This window comes from Loktanella salsilacus, assembly GCF_900114485.1.
Taxonomy (GTDB): Bacteria; Pseudomonadota; Alphaproteobacteria; order Rhodobacterales; family Rhodobacteraceae; genus Loktanella; species Loktanella salsilacus.
Map to the genome: position 1 here is coordinate 1 of NZ_FOTF01000003.1, position 17,490 is coordinate 17,490.

Genomic DNA, 17,490 nt, shown 5'->3' on the forward strand with positions numbered 1-17,490 from the left:
AAATCCCCCGCGGTCTGTGTTTTTTTGGTGTGGTGATCATAGCGTGAGCAAAACACCCGATCCCATCCCGAACTCGGCAGTTAAGTGCCACCGCGCTGATGGTACTGCGTCTTAAGACGTGGGAGAGTAAGTCATTGCCACACCTAATAAACACAGACACGTATCTCTCAACGATATAAAACAAACAAATACAGCGACATATGGACAAAAATAACGTCCAATAATGGCGCGGGATGGAGCAGCCCGGTAGCTCGTCAGGCTCATAACCTGAAGGTCGTAGGTTCAAATCCTACTCCCGCAACCAAATATACCCAGCAGTAACAACAAGCTACACGCCACCCTCGGGTGGCTTTCGGCGTTCGCGATTTGAGTGGTGCTACGCTGGTGCTACGTTTGTGGTCTGGCGGTGTACTCATTTCGCTAGCACCATGGTATAGATGTGACACATCTTTAAGGTTGCATGAAAAATCGTGATGCAACTTTTAGTGTGGCTACCCGCAGAGGCGTCTGCGATCTAGGTTTGGCTGGCTGACTGGTAGTCCCTTCTATCAGAAGCTATCGAGGCTAAATTTAGAGGTAGAGCATGGATATCGTAATTGAGAACTGCAATAATATTGATAGAGCATCTATAGCTATCAAAGAAAACTTTCTGAACATAAAATTTGCGGCGAATGGTACGGGAAAAAGTACCATAGCAAAGGCTATAACGCTCAATGCGGCTGAATCGGGCGACTTAAAGTCTCTGATGCCGTTTAAGTTTATCGGAGCGAATACGACGTCCGATTTCGCTGGCCCAGTGATTTCTGGAGCTGATGAGATAAAGTCTGTTGCCGTATTTGATTCCTCATATATCGATACTGTCTTGTTCAAGAAGGAAGAGTTGCTCAGTAATAGCTTTGAAATCCTAATTAAAAATGAAGAATATGATGAGAAGTTTGCTGACATCGAAGCACATTTTGCTGATCTAAAGTCTGTATTTTCGAATGATCCAAGTATTGATGAGATGCGCGAAGATCTTTTGACGCTGTTTAAGGCGTTTGGTAAGGCAACAAAGACATCCAGCTACTCAGCTGCGTCGGTTATTGGAAAGTCGACCGCAAAAGGAAATAAGATTTCGAATGTCCCGGCTGGTCTTGAGGCGTATTCTCCATTTCTTCAATCGGAAGAAAACGTTCAGTGGCTTAAGTGGCAAATGGAGGGGAAGCGGTATCTAGCTTTATCCGATGATTGCCCATACTGCACTCAGCCTGCAACGGATAAGCACGAAACTATTCTTCGGATTGACGAGGAGTACGACACCAAAACGATCGAGCATTTAAACGCTTTAATCGAAATTATAGAAAGTCTATCTGACTACTTTTCCGACGATGCAAATGGCACGCTTTCAAGCATTATCGAGAGTCAAACAGCATTGACTGACGAGGACAAGCTGTTCTTGAGTTCAATCAAGGATCAAATTGAACTACTTAACTCCAAGCTAACGGCATTGCAGGGAATCGATTTTCATAATCTTAAAGATGTAACGGATTATGATGCAAAGATTTTAGACCTAAGAATAAATATGGATCGGTTGCCGAGCATTTCTTCGAAATCGACGTGCGCGATTGTGAGTAAGTGCAATGAAAAACTAGATTTGATAGGAGCGAAGATAGGTCTCTTGAAGGGCAGTATCGCGGCTCATAAGAGACAAGTGGCTACTTTGATAAAGTCCAATGAAGATAGCATTAATGAATTTCTAAAGGATGCTGGCTTTGACTACAGTGTTTGTGTTGAATCGGCGGATAGAACTTACAGGATGCGTTTGAGGCACAATGATTTTTCATCTTTTGTTGAGCAAGGTTCTCAGCATCTTAGTTTTGGTGAAAAAAATGCTTTTGCACTGATACTTTTCATGCATCATGTTTTGAAGACTAAACCTGATCTCATTGTACTCGATGATCCTATATCATCATTTGATAAGAATAAAAAGTTCGCCATTATCAAGCGACTTTTTGTTTCCGCAAATAGTTTCCAAAACAAAACTGTGCTTCTGATGACGCATGACTTTGAACCAGTAATTGACATGATTTACACATTAAGGGGTCACTTTGAAAGTGTATCAGCTCACTTCCTTTCTAATCGATCGTCTGTTGTCTCCGAGTTGGAAATCGGTAGGTCTGACATTATCTCTGCATCTCAAGCTTGTATGTCGGCTGTAAAATCTGACGTGCATTTCTTGGTCAAGGTAATTCAGCTCCGCCGCTACTTTGAAATATCTGCTAATAAAGGTCATTCATACAATGTTTTGGCCAGTCTGGTGCATAAGAAGGTTGAACCTGAGCAATTTGGGGTTGATGGAAAGTTGGAAAGGATGGATGCAGCTGATGTTCAGTTAGCTGTTGATGAGATTCAATCATTGTTTCCGGATTTTGACTATGAGCAATATTTGAGGTTCATAAGAGATGATGGAAATCTACATGCGCTATATTTAGAATTGGAGAATGGCTACTCTAAGCTTCAAGTCTTTAGAATGATGGGCTTGATAAACAAGAGTAATTCAAGCACTGCTAAGTTTATCAATGAAACATATCACATTGAAAACGATTATATTATGCAGCTAGATCCAACGAGATTTCAGACAGTGCCAGACCATATTCTAGCTGCTTGTGATGCAATCGTCCTAGAAGCATTTGCCTAGCTGCTTTGCGCTGATTGAAAATGGTTTCAATTTCTTTGAAGCTATCTCACGCGCGATATTAAGGCATTTTCAATAATAGATGCTGAATTATGTCGTCAGTATCGTCAGTATCGTCAGTGGAAGCACTTACTGACGATACTGACGATCAATCACGCTCTTTCAATCCTGACGATACGCTCGCCTGATTGCCCTTGCCGCGCAAAGCTGATCTCGACGCCCATGCGTCGCAGGGGTGGCATGATGCGCCGGATGGCTGCTGAGAGTTTGTTCTCTTGGCGAGGGAAGCTGTAGGGATCATCCGTTAGCAGTGGATACCTATTGCGTAGGGTGGTTTTTAGCTCTGTCGTCGTACCCGACCAGCGTACATCGTCACGCATCAACTTCATGATGGCCAAGCCTACGGGGTTGCCCTCAACCGTTGCTTGGTCGCCTGAGTCCCTGTTCGCCGCGTATGCTCCCAAAAACGCGCCCTCAGGCCATCCAAGAGCAGGTTCGGCGGCAGACACCCATTTTGCAAAGTCGGCCATCCTAGGCCGCTCTGTGAGTCGCACAGAGGTGAGGTTGCCGAGGGCGGCTGATACGGCATCTAAAAGCCCCGCCAAGATACGCGGCATGGCAGCGTCCAGCTCTTTGTTGAACTCTCCCTCAAATGCTCGCTCAGATGGCGGAATGACGGGCAAAGACACGACTATTGCGCGGTCTGCCAAATCAGGACGGCCAGCGAGATCGGGGATGCCGTTCAGTAGGCAAGGCCGGGTGGCGCTAAACAGCATTTCATCCGCGTCCGTGTGCAGCTTGCGGGTGCCAAACCCGCCACCCGTCGCGATCCGGCAAAACGCATCCGCCATCATAGGCTTGATGGTCGAAAGGTTATCAAACGCCAGCACATGGTTGTGCTTTGCGGCGATGACCAAATCTTGCTCCGTATTGGGCGCACTGCGGGCAATCGGGTTTGCAGGGTCGATAAGGTTACGTAGGACGCGTGCCGTCGTACTTTTAGCGCTGCCCTGTTCGCCGTTTAGGATCAAAATGGGATACGGCCCCTTGGGATGGAAGCAGCCGATAAGCCAAGCGACCAGCATTTGAAAGTCAGCTTCTGTGGCCGTGTTCAGGAATGGGCGCAGCAAGTTGATATCGCCGCCACTGGTGGCGGGCATTGGCAACGGTTGCATCGACCGGGCACGGGTGAAGCGGGCAGGGGGGTGATCGATGACCTGCCAGCCCTCACTGTTGATCGCGACAGCTTTCCAATCCGCGCCCCCTAAGTCTACGTAAAGGGTGCGGCCCAAGGTGCCGATCCGGTTGAACACCGGATGGGTGTCGCTGCCAAACAATGCTTGGCCCTCATAGGTCCGGCGCTGATCGTCCAGGGCTGATTGCGGCAACATTTTTTCAGTCGCTTGGTAGTGCTGGAATGACAGGTACTTTTTGAATGTCGCGGACCCGATGGGCCAATGCTCAAAATGGCCATCAAACCGCAAAGTCGCAAAGGGTTCGCCGTCCGGCGTTTTCCAAACTTCGACATCTGCTAGGCCGGGCGGCGCTGGTTTGTCGTTCTGCGATACAGGGGGCGTACCCGCGTTGGCAGCGTCCAAAGGTTCGGCATAGGATAACAGGCGATCAATCAGAGCGTTGTCCCAGCCCTCGGCAACGGCGTCTGCCGCATCCCAGCCTTTACCGTACATAGGGGAATTCGGCCCTGATTTTCCCCCATTACGTACCTTTACCTTACATAGGAGGGTTTCCGAGATCGGAACGACCTTTGGCGAGGCCGCAAAATCCCTATGTAAGGTAATGGCGGCTTTTTCTACGTAAGAGAGGCCCGGTTCATCGAGGTCGGCCCATAGCGTTACGGTCCGATTGCGTAAGGGTGAGAGGTCGGCTTTCCGCAGGGCCTGACAGCCGCCGTAGGTTGTCGTGGCGAGGTAGCCAAGTGCCGTCAAAGCATCGGCGCATTTCTCGCCCTCAACCAAGACGATAGGCTGAGCTGGGTCGGCCAGCGTGATCTTGTCGAGGTTGTAGAGTGGGCGCGTGTCCGGCGATTTCCATTCATTGCGGGCGACATCAAACGGCATGAAGAATTTGCCGCCGTCCGGCTTGTTAAACCGATTGGCGATCAAGACGGGTTTGCCGTCGCGATTGCGATAGATGTAGCTGGTGGCGGGCCTGCCAGCCTTCGGGTGGGCAAGGGTTGCTAAGGTATTGGTCATGCCGCCACTCCCAAAGATGTTGCAAGTTCGCGGGCTGCGGCGGCTTGGGACAATCGGTTGAGGTAGGCGTAAAGGCTAATTGGATCGCCACCACGGTCATCAGTCGCAAAATCGGCCCAAAGTCCGTTCTCAAGGTTTATGCGAAAAGACCCGGCGCGACGATCCGCGCGGGTTGGGTTCAAAGCGACCCACTCCCGCCCATGCATGCGACCATCCGGCAACCACTGTGCAACCAGACTTGGCAACCGTGGTAAGCAAACGGCGTTCACGGCGGCAAACTTGATATGTGTCCAGTGGTGGCTCATGTCGCATCCCCCTGAAGACGGGAGGTGACAAAATTTGCTACGTCTTCGGCGCGATAGCGCACCAGACGGCCCGTTTTGACATAGGGCAGGTTGTAGCGCTTGGTGCAGCGCCAGACGTTGAGGGTTTCTTTCGATACACCCAGATATTCCGCCACTTCGGTGGGGGTCATCAGATGCGCGATCATCGATTTAGTCATTGCAGTTCATCTCCATTACATTTGAGCAATGAGGATAAATTGTCTGCTTTGCCCGCGAATGGCCAACAAAGGTGATCGTAAAAGCTGGGGCACAAATCGTGCCTGACTCTTGCGATAAGCGGCCCGGCAGTGGTCCGCTTTAGACCAAGAGCAGACACCATGCGGCGCTAGACTTTTCGTATCGAGCGATACAAGCTAAGTAACGGTCGGCATTGAAGAAAGAAGTTGCTCATTATGCTACGGTGGATTTTGAGAGTTTTGCTGATCGGCGTCATTGGTATCGCCGGGTACACTGCTTTTGAAACCTATAAAAAGGGATACTTTAGCATTCCTGACATGCCGGACGGCTCATACGTCTTCTCCTTTAAAAGTGGCATGCGTGGGATCGTCTTGGATGCCGATGTTTCCGATCCATCCGTCGCCGATATGCCGATGTTTCTCCGGAGAATAAATTTCGCCAATCCAGACCGGATTTACTTCGAAGTACCTGCCGACCTTGCGCCTTGGATTGCAGGTGCTTGGTCAATTTGCACCTCGCCATCTGAGGAAGAACGTATCAGTTTTGCAGCTAGTTTTTCAGAAAATTTAGAACAAAAACTCGCGCATGCACGTTTCGATGCTGTTTGTCGGATTGATGTCGACGGCGAGGAAGTGGTGCGCGGCTTACTCTATTCGGTCCCAAAGTTATGAAGGTCAGCTGGTCCGCTAAGGTGACGGTTGTAACTGGCACATATTGGAATCGCACCCGCCTCAGATATTAAGGACCCTTTCTGAAAGCGGTCACAATCTTTTGGCGCGTCACTTCACCGTCGAACAGCCGCAATACAAGCTCCATGACGTCTACCGCATTTGAGGCTGTCTGGCCGTGATCGCGGTGATGCATCCCTTCCGTAAAGGGGTAGGGAGAGGCTTGCAGCCAGTATCCCTTAATCGACATTAGGAAACGTTGCAGTGCATAATCGTTCGGTATCCGTCGATCGACAGATCGCCTCCGGTATTCCAGCATTTTTTCGGCAAGCTCTTCATCGGTATCTAAACGCATATCTGGTTCGCCATCCATGCTTTCAATAATTCGAAGTTTCGGTTTTCGCAGAATGGCGGCTTCAGTCCCGACTTGAAGATCGACTAACAACTCGCATAAGTGCCCGAACGACCGCCCATCATTTCCGACTAAATCAGAAAGCGTATTGCCGTCGGGTAGGTGGTGAAGTGTTTTAATGTTGCCCAAAGCTTTTTGGACCTGCCCGATAAGTGCAGGATGATCCATCGCAGCAAGCAGGGCAGAGTATAACTCTTGTGCTTTGCTGGTGACCGCATCCAGCGCGCGATTGTCTTCGCCTTCGGATTTCTGGTTCATGCGGTGAAGTGCGCCGTCTGTATAAGCCTCAAGCGCAGCACAAAAAGCCTGCTTTAGATCGTATGAGTTGATATGGTTTGGCTCTGGGTGAATAAGCGCTGCAATCTTCTCAAGCGGCAATTCATCCACAAAACTTGAAATTTGCGGCGCGGCTTCTTTGTCAAAATCAAACCTCTGCATTGGGTGAAGGTCATTATTCAGCATTTTTCAATCTCCCCATCCTGATCGCCCCGATATCCAAACATCGCATCAGTCGCTTTGTTGACGCTTTCGCGCACTGGATCAAGGTTGAGGCGGGCGTAGATTGCGGTCGATTGCTGACTGCGATGCCCCAAAGATTTGCCGATGATGTAGCCATTGGCTCCGGTTGCCGCCTGATAACTGCCCAAGGTCCGGCGCAGATCGTGAATCCGTAAGTTTTCAATGCCAGCTTCCGCCAGTATCCGCTCCCATGCTTTTTTAGGGTCGGCCAGATGGCCGCTTTTGCCGGACCCTTCAAACACCCATGGGCTTTCCGACACCAGTTTGCGGGCGGTTAGGATGGCCATTGCCTGTTTTGGGAGGTGGACCGTTTGCGGATCGCCATTCTTGGTCTGTTCAATGCGCCACGTTGCGGCGGCAAAGTTGATGTCACGCCAACGCATTGCAAGCGTGTTGGACTTCCGCGCCCCGGTCAAAAGCGAGATCATAAAGAAATCTCGCGCCGCCTCGTTTGCCTCGTTGGCTAAGGCGGCAAAGAAGCGGGGGAGTTCGTCACTTTGCAAAAACCGATCACGGCTTTGCTCTTTGAACTTCTTGACGCCAACAGCGGGATTCTGACCCTGCCAGCCCCACTCAATCGCCTTATTGAAGATCGAGCGTATCCGCTCAAGTAAGCGGTTGGCCTGATACAAACCGTTCTCTTTGCCGACCTTGGCGTGAAGGCGTTCAATCTCGGCGCGGTCAAACGACGATATCTTGCGCTTGAACCAGCGCGACAGGAACTTGTTCACTTCGCGTTCATCATAGGTCCAAGACTGCTTGTGAACTTTGGAGTACTTTTCCAGATATTCAGTGAACAACGCGCCAAAGGTCATTTCATCACGGATGGCCCGCTTGTCTTTCTGCGGGTTGGCTCCGGTGGCAATGTCACCCTTGGCAGCGGTGGCCAGCTTGCGGGCGTTCTCTATGCTGATATCTGGGAAGCGTCCCAGCAGCAGCCGCTCCGGGCGTCCCTCAATCCGTTTGTACAGATAGAACGACTTGGTTCCGGCGGGCGTGACGGCCAAGACCAAGCCCTTTTCGCGATCGTCGTAGTAGTAATCCTTCGCGTCCTTCTGGGCAGCGGGTGCCTTCAGTAAGGCGGCTTTCGTGAAGTTCAAATGATGACTGGTCAAACCACTCTCCCAAATCCGGTGCTACGCTGGTGCTACACTCTGGAGTAATTTCGGGCAATGACAGGATACGTAGGTTTAATGAGGATATGACTTAACATATTGAACTATATATAGTAAATAATTTTCAGTAACTTGTGGTAATGATTGGCCTGTGAGGCTCATAACCTGAAGGTCGTAGGTTCAAATCCTACTCCCGCAACCAGCAACGTCGAACAAGCCACCTTCGGGTGGATTTCTGCGTTCGCGCGCAAGCCGTGGAAGCGCATCCTGTGCTTCGCCGTCCGTTCATACCGCAATTGTGGCCAGCATCGCCTGCAGGGCTTAGTTCCCCTCAATCACAGCGCCATGGTCGGACAGGAGCGACTAGGGCCGCGCGACGTGGAAAGAAGGCCTCTCACCGTCTTCCCCACGTCAGTCAAAACAAAAAGCCATTCTTTTACCGGAAGGTTACCACGGCCAGCCCATGTGGCGGACCAAAACCCCATATCTCTAAGCCCTCATTAAGCAACAAGATGCGCAAGAGGCGTTACAACAACTGCCGAACTTGCTATCGGCAGATCATGGATATTGTTCTGATCACCGCGGTCATCGCATCGCTTTTCCTTGTTATCGGTGCGGCAGAGCCATTGGCCGCCCGCCTGCGTCTGCCCTACAGCGTGATCCTTGCGCTGCTTGGCATTCTGATCGCATCAGGCGCGCTGTTTTTCCTGCGCACTGACCTGACCGATGCGCTGAATCCGGTGGCAGAGGCGATCCTTGGGCTGCCGATCCGGTCCAATGTCTTCCTGTATGTCTTTTTGCCAACGCTTTTGTTTCAGGCGACGTTGGGCATGAACTTGCGCCGTATGGTCGATGACTGGGTTCCCATTCTTGTTATGGCTGTTGTGGCAGTGGTCGTGGCGACGTTGTCGGTCGGCTATGCGTTGTCGTGGGTCAGCACCTTGCCCTTGGCGGCCTGCCTGTTGATCGGTGCCATCGTCTCGACCACCGACCCGTCGGCGGTTGTCTCTATCTTTCGCTCTATCTCTGCGCCGCGGCGGTTAGCGCGCTTGATCGAGGGCGAAAGCCTGTTGAACGACGCCGCCGCTATTGCGCTGTTCGGCCTGTTCATGGGCTTCGTGATGCTGGGCGTGCCGGACCCCGAACTTGGCGATGCTTTGGCGCAGTTTCCCGTGTTGATCGGCGGTGGTGCGTTGACCGGCTGGCTGGCGGGGCGTGTGGCGGTTTGGATCATGGCGCTGTTCGGCCGGCACGAGCTTGCGCTGATCTCTGTCTCCGTTTCATTGCCTTATTTGGCCTATGTCGGGGCGGAACAGATGGTCGGCGCCTCCGGCGTGATCGCTGTGGTTGTCGCCGGTTTGACGGTGAATTTGACGGGGCCAGGTCGTTTGCCGCCGCAGGCTTGGGCGAACCTGCGGGATGTCTGGGACCTGCTCGCGCATTGGGCTGGCGCGCTGATCTTTATTCTGGCCGCCTTGCTGATCCCGCGCCTGTTAGAGGGTGTCACGCTAAGTGATTTCGCCTTGATCGGCGTTGTTGTCGTTGCCGCGATTGCATCACGTGCGGTTGTTTTGTTCGGCCTACTGCCCTTGCTGACGCTGCTGCGCCTGTCGCCGCGGGTTGATCGGCCGTATCGCACTGCGATCTTGTGGGGCGGGTTGCGCGGGGCCGTCACCCTAGCGCTGGCTCTGGCCGTCACCGAAAGCTTTCGCGTCCCCGTTGAGGTGAAGCGCCTTGTCGGTATCCTTGCCACCGGATTTACCCTGTTCACGTTGATCGTGCAGGGTACCACGCTGCGGTCTGTCATCGGTTGGCTGAAGCTCGACCGTTTGTCACCGATAGACGAAGCGCTTTCGCGGCAGGTGGTTGCTGTGGGACTTCAGACCGTCCGAGAGGAGCTGGCCCGCACGACCGAAGCCTATGCGCTGACCAAGGAAACCGTCCGGTCCGAGGCGAAGACCTTTGGTGAGCGGTTAGATGCAGCGGTCGATGCGGCAGAGGACGCTGACGACATTCTAGACCGGGACCGCATCACGCTGGGCTTGATCGCGCTTGCTGGCTTCGAGCGGGACACCATCCTTGCGCGGGTCAAAGAACGCACGATTTCGTCTCGGATGGCGGATCAAATCTTGTCTGACGCCGACCAGCTGATCGAGGCTGCGCGTGCAGGCGGTCGCAGCAGCTATCAAAAGGCGGCACGCCGCTCTATCGCTTATGGCCGCGCGTTTCGGACGGCTGTTGTATTGCATAACCGGCTCGGGCTGTCGCGGTGGCTGGTACGCATGACGGCTGACCGATTTGAACGGCTGTTGTCGCAGCAGCTGATCTTGCGCGATATCGACGCCTTTATTGATGGCCGTATCCGCCGCATTCATGGTCGCCGTGTTGCTGACCTGTTGCACGAGCTGATCGCCCGCCGCGCTGAAGGCGTCACCAAGGCGCTGGAGGGTCTGCGCCTGCAATATCCCGGCTACGCCGAAGAGCTAGAGCGCCGTTTCATCCGCCGCACAGCCTTGCGCTTGGAAGAGCGGGAATACGCGATCATGCGCGATGACGGACTGATCGGGGCAGAGGTCTATGCCACCTTAATCGAAAAACTGTCAGGTCGCCGCGCAGAGGCAGAGGCGCGTCCGCGCCTTGATATCGCTGTGCAGCGGGTTGATCTGATCCGCCAATTCCCGATTTTCGCTGACCTTGATGATCGGGCGCTCAAGGCGCTTGGCCGCTCGCTCAAGACAATTTACGTCGATGCGGGCCGGATCGTGATGCGCAAGGACACCCCGGCGAAAAGCGTATTCTTTATCGCATCAGGCGCTGTGGAACTGGAAAGCGCCGGGCAAACGTGGCGGCTGGGCCGGGGGGATATGTTCGGTCAGATGGCCTTGCTGCTCAGCAAATCGCGCCGGGCCGAAGTGCGGGCGATCGCGCCGTCGACGTTGCTCGTGCTGGACGAGGCGCGGTTCCGATCGCTGCTGTCGCGCAGCGCGGCATTGCAGGACGCGGTGCGTGCATCTGCTATTCAGCGCGGGATCAGCCTTGATCTGCTTCCGGTCGAAAACGACAGGGCTGAATAACGGTTCTCGACAAGGCGCCAATTAGGACGCCTTGCCGTTTTAGTCTGCCTTAGGCGGCCAGATCAGGCGCTTGCTTTGCCCCGGTCATGAACGCGACGGCGTCGGACATGGTGTAGTCCTTGGGATCAATCACGCAAAGTCGCTTGCCAAGGCGGTGAACGTGAATGCGGTCTGCAACCTCGAAGACATGGGGCATGTTGTGGCTGATCAGGATGATCGGAATGCCCCGCGCCCGCACGTCTTGGATCAATTCCAGCACCCGGCGGGATTCCTTGACGCCCAAGGCGGCTGTCGGCTCGTCCAGAATGATGACCTTGGACCCAAAAGCCGCCGCGCGGGCAACGGCGACGCCTTGGCGTTGGCCACCTGACAGCGTCTCGACCGCTTGGTTGATGTTCTGGATCGTCATCAGCCCTAGCTCTGTCAGCTTGTCGCGGGCGATCTGTTCCATCCGCGAACGATCAAGCTGGCGCAGGATTTTGCCGCGAAAGCCGGGTTTGCGCAGCTCTCGGCCCATGAACATATTGTCGGCGATCGACAGGGCAGGGGACATGGCAAGGGTTTGGTAAACCGTCTCGATCCCCTCTTTGCGCGCATCCGTGGGAGAGGTGAACTTGACCTTGCGGCCTTCCAAAAACACATCGCCCTCGTCTGGGATGACAGCGCCAGACACGGCCTTGATCAAGGACGATTTGCCTGCGCCGTTGTCGCCAATCACCGCAAGGATTTCACCGGGATACAGGTCGAAGTCACAGTTATCGAGCGCGGTGACCTTGCCGTAGCGCTTCACAAGGCCGCGGCCTTTAAGAATAGGTTCCATTATGCCGATACCTTTCTGATCCACTGGTCCACTGCCACAGCGCCGATAATCAGCGCGCCAATCAGCAGGAACGTCCATTGCGCGTCAGCCCCGGCCAAGCGCAGGCCCAAGGTGAACACGCCCACAATCAGCGCCCCAAACAGCGCGCCCAAAATCGACCCGCGCCCGCCAAAGAGTGAGATGCCGCCGATCACCACAGCCGTGATGCTTTCGATATTCGCAAGCTGCCCAGAGGTCGGAGAGACCGAGCCGATGCGCCCGATCAAAGCCCAGCCCGCAAAGGCACAGATCAGACCGGAAATCACGTAGACCGAAATCAACACGCCTTTGACGTTGACGCCCGACAGCTGCGCCGCCTCTGGGTCATCGCCGACGGCATAAACGTGGCGGCCCCACGCGGTCTGTTTCAGCACGTAAGATAAGAACAGCATCAACACGACCATGAACACGACGCCTACGGTAAACACCGCGCCGCCAACGTTGAACTTGGTGGCAAAGACTTGCAGCAGGGGGGCGTTCGCTTCGATGTCCTGCGCGCGGATCGTCTCGTTCGAGGAATACAAAAAGTTTGTGGCCAGTACGATTTGCCACATCCCAAGGGTCACGATGAACGGCGGCAGCTTCATGACGGCAATCAACCAGCCGTTAATATAGCCGCAGATCATACCGCACACGAGGCCAAGGGCGATCGCGACTTCGACGGGCAATCCGTAGCGAAATGTGAACTGCCCCATCACGACCGACGACAGCACCATGATTGCGCCAACAGACAAATCGATACCGGCCGTCAGAACCACAAGGCTTTGCGCGGCGGCGACGATGCCGACGATCTGGACCTGTTGCAGGATCAGCGTCAGGGCAAAGGGGGAAAAGAACTTCGACCCCAAAAGCAAGCCGAACACTGCAATGGACGCCAGCAGCACGAACAGCGGCACAAGCGCAGGGTTGACGTGCAGCGCATGCTGCAACTTGGACAGCGCGCCCTTTCGATGAGCGGCAAATTTAGCGACGTCTTCGGATTTGGTCGTCTTTATGACGGACTCATAATCATCGGCATGACCAGCCATTTTCAGTCTCCCCCCGTTCTGCAGGTAAATATCGGCCCGCACCGGGGCCGCGGCGAAAGGGGCAGGAAAATCCCGCCCCTTTCAAAGACACGCGGGCTTAGGCCGCGCGGGTCAAAGGGCGGCTTAGCCCCAGCACAGATCCGTGCCTTCAGCGACCGAGATGCTGTCGACGCCGTCAGCAGGTTCGTCCGTCACCAGCGCGACGCCGGTGTCAAAGAAATCCTTGCCTTCGGTGTTCTGCGGCTTGGTGCCGTCAGCAGCAAAAGCGGCAATCGCCTCGATCCCCTTGGACGCCATCAATAGTGGATACTGCTGCGCCGTTGCACCGATCACGCCGTCGGCGATGTTCTGCACGCCGGGGCAACCGCCGTCGACAGAGACGATCAGCACGTCGTTTTCACGGCCAAAGGACTTCAGCGCCTCATAAGCACCCGCAGCTGCAGGTTCGTTGATGGTATAGACCACGTTGATCATCGGATCGACGGCCAGAAGGTTCTCCATCGCCTTGCGGCCACCTTCTTCGTTGCCGGCGGTGATGTCATTGCCGACGATGCGCGCGTCATCTTCGTCGCCGATGACGTTAGGATCGCCCAGTTCAATGCCGAAGCCTTGCAAGAAACCTTGGTCGCGCAGCACGTCAACCGACGGCTGGCTGACTGCCAGATCAAGCATGGCAATTTTCGCATCAGCAGCGCCGTCGCCCAGCTTGGCGGCAGCCCACTTACCGATCAGCTCGCCCGCCAGAAAGTTATCTGTGGCAAAGGTCGCGTCAGCCGCGTCAATCGGGCTTAGCGGGGTGTCCAGCGCGATGACCAAAAGGCCAGCTTCGCGGGCTTGGGTCACAGCGCCAACGATGGACGATGTGTCGGATGCGGTCAGCAGGATACCCGATGCGCCATCGGCGATGCAGGTTTCAATCGCTGCGACTTGCGTTTCGTGATCGCCGTCCACCTTGCCAGCATAGGACCGCAGGGTCATGCCAGCTTCTGCGGCAGCCGCTTCAGCGCCTTCACGCATTTTGACGAAAAACGGGTTGGTGTCTGTTTTGGTGATCAGGCATGCCGATGCGCCGTGGGCTTCGGCCGAAGCCATGCCAGCGGTCGTAATAGCGGCCAATGCGGTGCTGATAAGCAGTTTCTTCATGGTGTCCTCCCTAGGAATTCCTCTGACCGAAGCCTCCACTCCGGCAGTCAGGCGACTCGCTTTTGCGCTCGCCCTGACAGCTAGAAACGACATTCCAATCATCCTGTCAATTAATTAATTAGGTTACTTTATTAAATAGAGGGCGTATCCTAAGGCGTGGAAGGCGATTATGTAGCGCGTATGGAAACTGCTTTGATCCAGACTATCAGCACGGGCCTCAGCCAAAGCGGCGTGCGGGATCATAACGCGCGCCTGCTGTTGTCACTGGTGCAGCGCAACGTTGCGTTGCCGGGCACGGATATCGCGCGGTTGTCCGGTTTGTCGGCCCCCACGGTGTCCAGTATCCTGCGCAAACTGGAATCTGACGGGCTGGTTGAACGCGGCGACGCCGTGCGCGGCAAGGTCGGCAAACCGTCGATTCCCATGCGCCTTGCGCCGACGGGGGCCTATGCTTTTGGGCTGAAAATCGGACGGCGGTCAGCGAATCTGTTGCTGATGGACTTTGTCGGCAAAGTGCGGGCCGAGGTTCATCTGAGCTATGACTACCCCCTGCCATCAGAAATTTTTGCTTTCCTCGAAGAGGGGATCAGAGCGTTGACTGCCGATCTGCCCGCCGATCAGCGTACGCGGATTTGCGGCATCGGCGTCGCTGCCCCGTTCGAGTTGTGGAACTGGCACAATCTAAAAGGCCCGCGCGCTAAGTCGTTCCAAACATGGAAGGACGTCAGCATTGCAAGCGAAATTGCGCGGTTCAGCCCGCTGCCCGTCATGGTCACGAATGATGCAACAGCGGCCTGCCAAGCCGAGCACATCTATGGCCGCGGTAAGGCGTTTCGGGACTACGCCTATTTCTTTATCGGGGCCTTTATCGGCGGCGGTGTCGTGTTGAATAATTCGGTGTTCGAGGGGCGGCAGGGCAACGCTGGCGCGCTGGGATCACTGCGCAGCATTGGGTTGAACGGCGAAAGCATGCAGCTTGTGGATGCCGCCTCGTTGCACCTGCTAGAGGCGCGCTTGCAAGAGGTCGATCAGGATACCCGCCAGCTGTGGACCGATCCGACCAGTTGGAAGCGGCTATCGCGCTATGTCGATCCTTGGCTCAGCCAAACCGCGCAGGAACTTGCTAAGGCTAGCCTTTCCACCTGCGCCGTCATCGATTTCGAGGCGATCTTGATCGACGGTGCCTTCCCTGATCACATTCGGCACGAATTGGTGACGCGGGTGCGGCGCTACGTGGCGACGCAGGATACCCGCGGCCTTATTGTTCCGGCGATCGAGGCGGGGAGCATCGGCGCAAACGCCCGGGCTCTTGGGGCTGCTTGCGGTCCGATCCGCGCGAATTTCTTTCTCAATACCCACCAAGGCTTGTCTGCCGCCTGACCCAAACGACGGCACAACCCGTGGTTATACGGCCCGCGCGGATATTCCCGGCGTTTTGCCGCCAACGCGTTGGCGGCGTATTGAAAGTTCCTTGCAAAGCATCATATTCTGCACCGCAGCAAGAATCGGAATTCCCACATGACTTTATCGCGCAACACAGCGCATCTTTCGCGACGGTCCTTTCTGTTGCGCGGTGCCTCATCCTTTGCAGCCATCGCTGCGGCTGCACATATGGCCGCGCCTGCCTTTGCGCAGAACGCTGCTCAGCCGGTGCCATTTTCGTTTGAAATGCTGATCGAACGGGCCCGCCAGACAGCAGCTGCGGACTATGTTGCGCCAAACACTGTAGGCGCGCCGTTTACCGATTTGGACTACGACGACTATCGCAACGTCCAGTTTAACGAAGACAGCGCGCTTTGGGCTGGTCCGGATGCGACGGGCGTGCTGCACGCCTACCACCCCGGTTGGTTGTTCGACAGCACAGTGTCCTTGTTCGAAGTCGTCGGCAGCGTCGCGACGCCGCTGACGTTCACATCCGACGATTTCGTCTATTACGGCGATGCCGCAGGCAAGATCGGCGCAGGCACTCCGCTGCCGGGCGTCGCTGGCTTCCGCATCAACATGCCCCTGAATGCGCCTGACCGCTTTGATGAAGTCGTGTCGTTTCTTGGTGCCAGCTATTTCCGCGCCCTTGGCAAAGACAACCGCTACGGCCTCAGCGCACGCGGTCTGGCCGTCAATACTGCCACGTCAGAGGCCGAGGAGTTTCCCCGTTTCAGCGCGTTCTGGTTAGAACGTCCTGCCTTGGGCAGCACATCCGTGACGTTTTACGCCCTGCTGGAAAGCGAATCCGTCGCGGGTGCCTACCGTTTCGTGCTGACCCCCGGCGAGACGACGACCGTCGACGTGACAACCGAGCTGTTCTTCCGTCAAGACGTGGCCCAGCTTGGCATTGCGCCGCTGACGTCGATGTTCCTGTTCGGCTTGAACGATCGCGGCAGCTTTGATGACTACCGCACGCGCGTCCATGACAGCGAAGCGCTGATCATCAATAGCGAGAACGACACGCTCTTCCGGGTGCTACATAACCCTGAAAAGCTGGCCAATTCGTATTTCAGCGCGCAGTCGCCGAAGTCGTTTGGCCTGGTACAGCGTCACCGTGCCTTTGATGACTACCTTGATGCGGGCGCGCACTACGAACTGCGCCCAAGCCTGATGGTCGAGCCGCAAGGCGATTGGGGCACTGGTATGATCCGCCTGATCGAAATCCCATCCGATCTAGAAGGGAACGACAATATCGTCGCCTTCTGGGTGCCGCAGGAAAGCTTTACCGCAGGCAGCAGCGCCAATGTGTCGTACCGTTTGCATTGGGGCATGGACCCCGTTGGGTCGCGTTCCGAACTTGCCCAAGTTTCGCGCACTTTGGCCGGTCACGGCGGCGTTGCTGGCGTAAAACCGCGCACGGATCAGCGAAAATTCGTCATCGACTACGAAGGCGGTCCTTTGGCGGAACCCTTTGGCGAGCAGGTGGTTGAGGCGCAGATAACGATCAGCGGCGGCAAAGTGCTTCAGCAAACGCTGCAGCGCATCGAAGGCCATGACGCAATGTGGCGTCTTGTGCTGGAGGTCGCGTCAGATGATGACGCCACAGTCGAGCTGCGCGCAAACCTTGCCGCCGGTGACCGGCAGCTGACAGAGACTTGGGTATACCAATGGCGAAAAGCATGACCTACGATTCCAGCGACGCTGTCGCTTTTCCATTCGACATGAAATCACTAGAGCCACCATTTGCCCCGCTCGATATGCCGCGGCAGGTGTTGGAACATGCTGAACGTCCGTCGATCATGAACCTCGTCAGCCGCCTCTTCTTGCGGAACGCCTGAT

Annotated in this window: 13 protein-coding genes, 1 tRNA gene and 1 rRNA gene; 8 read left to right on the forward strand and 7 right to left on the reverse strand. The window is 55.1% G+C overall.

All coding sequences use genetic code 11. The features are described from left to right. The first annotated feature begins 28 nt into the window (after positions 1 to 28). The 3 genes from rrf (at position 29) to BM131_RS02870 (ending at position 2,677) form a co-directional block, all read left to right on the forward strand. Positions 29 to 143: ribosomal RNA gene (rrf, locus tag BM131_RS02860) — 5S ribosomal RNA — on the forward strand. Positions 144 to 227: 84 nt separating this feature from the next. Beyond that, positions 228 to 304 (forward strand) — tRNA-Met (locus BM131_RS02865). Positions 305 to 583: 279 nt separating this feature from the next. After that, a complete protein-coding gene (locus BM131_RS02870; protein WP_090185381.1) occupies positions 584 to 2,677 on the forward strand; it encodes an AAA family ATPase in 2,094 nt (697 codons plus the stop codon). 149 nt (positions 2,678 to 2,826) lie between these two features. Here the strand turns inward: BM131_RS02870 and BM131_RS20475 are convergent, their stop codons facing one another. Together BM131_RS20475 and BM131_RS02885 are read right to left on the reverse strand one after the other, a co-directional pair. After that, entirely contained in the window at positions 2,827 to 4,887 is a 2,061-nt protein-coding gene (locus tag BM131_RS20475; protein ID WP_090185383.1) for a hypothetical protein, read from the reverse strand. Positions 4,888 to 5,188: 301 nt separating this feature from the next. After that, entirely contained in the window at positions 5,189 to 5,389 is a 201-nt protein-coding gene (locus tag BM131_RS02885; protein ID WP_245754118.1) for a helix-turn-helix domain-containing protein, read from the reverse strand. Between the two features lie 234 nt (positions 5,390 to 5,623). On the opposite strand from BM131_RS02885, the gene BM131_RS02890 reads away from it, so the two are divergent. Continuing rightward, positions 5,624 to 6,079, forward strand: coding sequence for a hypothetical protein (locus BM131_RS02890; RefSeq protein ID WP_090185392.1), 456 nt, complete (start codon positions 5,624 to 5,626; stop codon positions 6,077 to 6,079). A gap of 67 nt (positions 6,080 to 6,146) precedes the next feature. On the opposite strand, the gene BM131_RS02895 is transcribed toward BM131_RS02890, so the two are convergent. Continuing rightward, the gene (locus tag BM131_RS02895) at positions 6,147 to 6,950 is read right to left on the reverse strand and encodes a hypothetical protein (protein ID WP_090185394.1); all 804 of its coding nucleotides are present in this window, start codon (positions 6,948 to 6,950) and stop codon (positions 6,147 to 6,149) included. Next, entirely contained in the window at positions 6,944 to 8,122 is a 1,179-nt protein-coding gene (locus BM131_RS02900; RefSeq protein WP_090185397.1) for a tyrosine-type recombinase/integrase, read from the reverse strand. Before BM131_RS02900 ends, BM131_RS02895 begins: the two co-directional genes overlap by 7 nt. A gap of 560 nt (positions 8,123 to 8,682) precedes the next feature. Here BM131_RS02900 and BM131_RS02910 point away from each other — a divergent pair. After that, the gene (locus BM131_RS02910) at positions 8,683 to 11,196 is read left to right on the forward strand and encodes a cation:proton antiporter (protein WP_090185399.1); all 2,514 of its coding nucleotides are present in this window, start codon (positions 8,683 to 8,685) and stop codon (positions 11,194 to 11,196) included. Between the two features lie 49 nt (positions 11,197 to 11,245). Here BM131_RS02910 and BM131_RS02915 read toward each other — a convergent pair whose 3' ends face one another. The 3 genes from BM131_RS02915 to BM131_RS02925 all read right to left on the reverse strand — a co-directional run bounded on the left by BM131_RS02915 (position 11,246) and on the right by BM131_RS02925 (position 14,226). Beyond that, the gene (locus BM131_RS02915; RefSeq protein ID WP_090185402.1) at positions 11,246 to 12,016 is read right to left on the reverse strand and encodes an ATP-binding cassette domain-containing protein; all 771 of its coding nucleotides are present in this window, start codon (positions 12,014 to 12,016) and stop codon (positions 11,246 to 11,248) included. Beyond that, complete coding sequence (locus tag BM131_RS02920) at positions 12,016 to 13,083, reverse strand: ABC transporter permease (protein ID WP_090185405.1); 1,068 nt, start codon at positions 13,081 to 13,083, stop codon at positions 12,016 to 12,018. The genes BM131_RS02915 and BM131_RS02920 overlap by 1 nt, the downstream gene beginning before the upstream one ends. 123 nt (positions 13,084 to 13,206) lie before the next feature. Continuing rightward, complete coding sequence (locus tag BM131_RS02925; RefSeq protein ID WP_090185407.1) at positions 13,207 to 14,226, reverse strand: substrate-binding domain-containing protein; 1,020 nt, start codon at positions 14,224 to 14,226, stop codon at positions 13,207 to 13,209. 180 nt (positions 14,227 to 14,406) lie between these two features. Between BM131_RS02925 and BM131_RS02930 the strand changes: the two genes are divergently transcribed. The 3 genes from BM131_RS02930 (at position 14,407) to BM131_RS20200 (ending at position 17,489) form a co-directional block, all read left to right on the forward strand. Then, positions 14,407 to 15,606: an ROK family transcriptional regulator gene (locus BM131_RS02930; protein ID WP_090185410.1), complete on the forward strand. Its 1,200-nt coding sequence runs from the start codon at positions 14,407 to 14,409 to the stop codon at positions 15,604 to 15,606. Between the two features lie 138 nt (positions 15,607 to 15,744). Next, complete coding sequence (locus tag BM131_RS02935) at positions 15,745 to 17,334, forward strand: OpgD/OpgG family glucan biosynthesis protein (protein WP_090185414.1); 1,590 nt, start codon at positions 15,745 to 15,747, stop codon at positions 17,332 to 17,334. Beyond that, complete coding sequence (locus BM131_RS20200; RefSeq protein ID WP_175499139.1) at positions 17,331 to 17,489, forward strand: hypothetical protein; 159 nt, start codon at positions 17,331 to 17,333, stop codon at positions 17,487 to 17,489. Before BM131_RS02935 ends, BM131_RS20200 begins: the two co-directional genes overlap by 4 nt. Position 17,490: the final 1 nt, after the last annotated feature.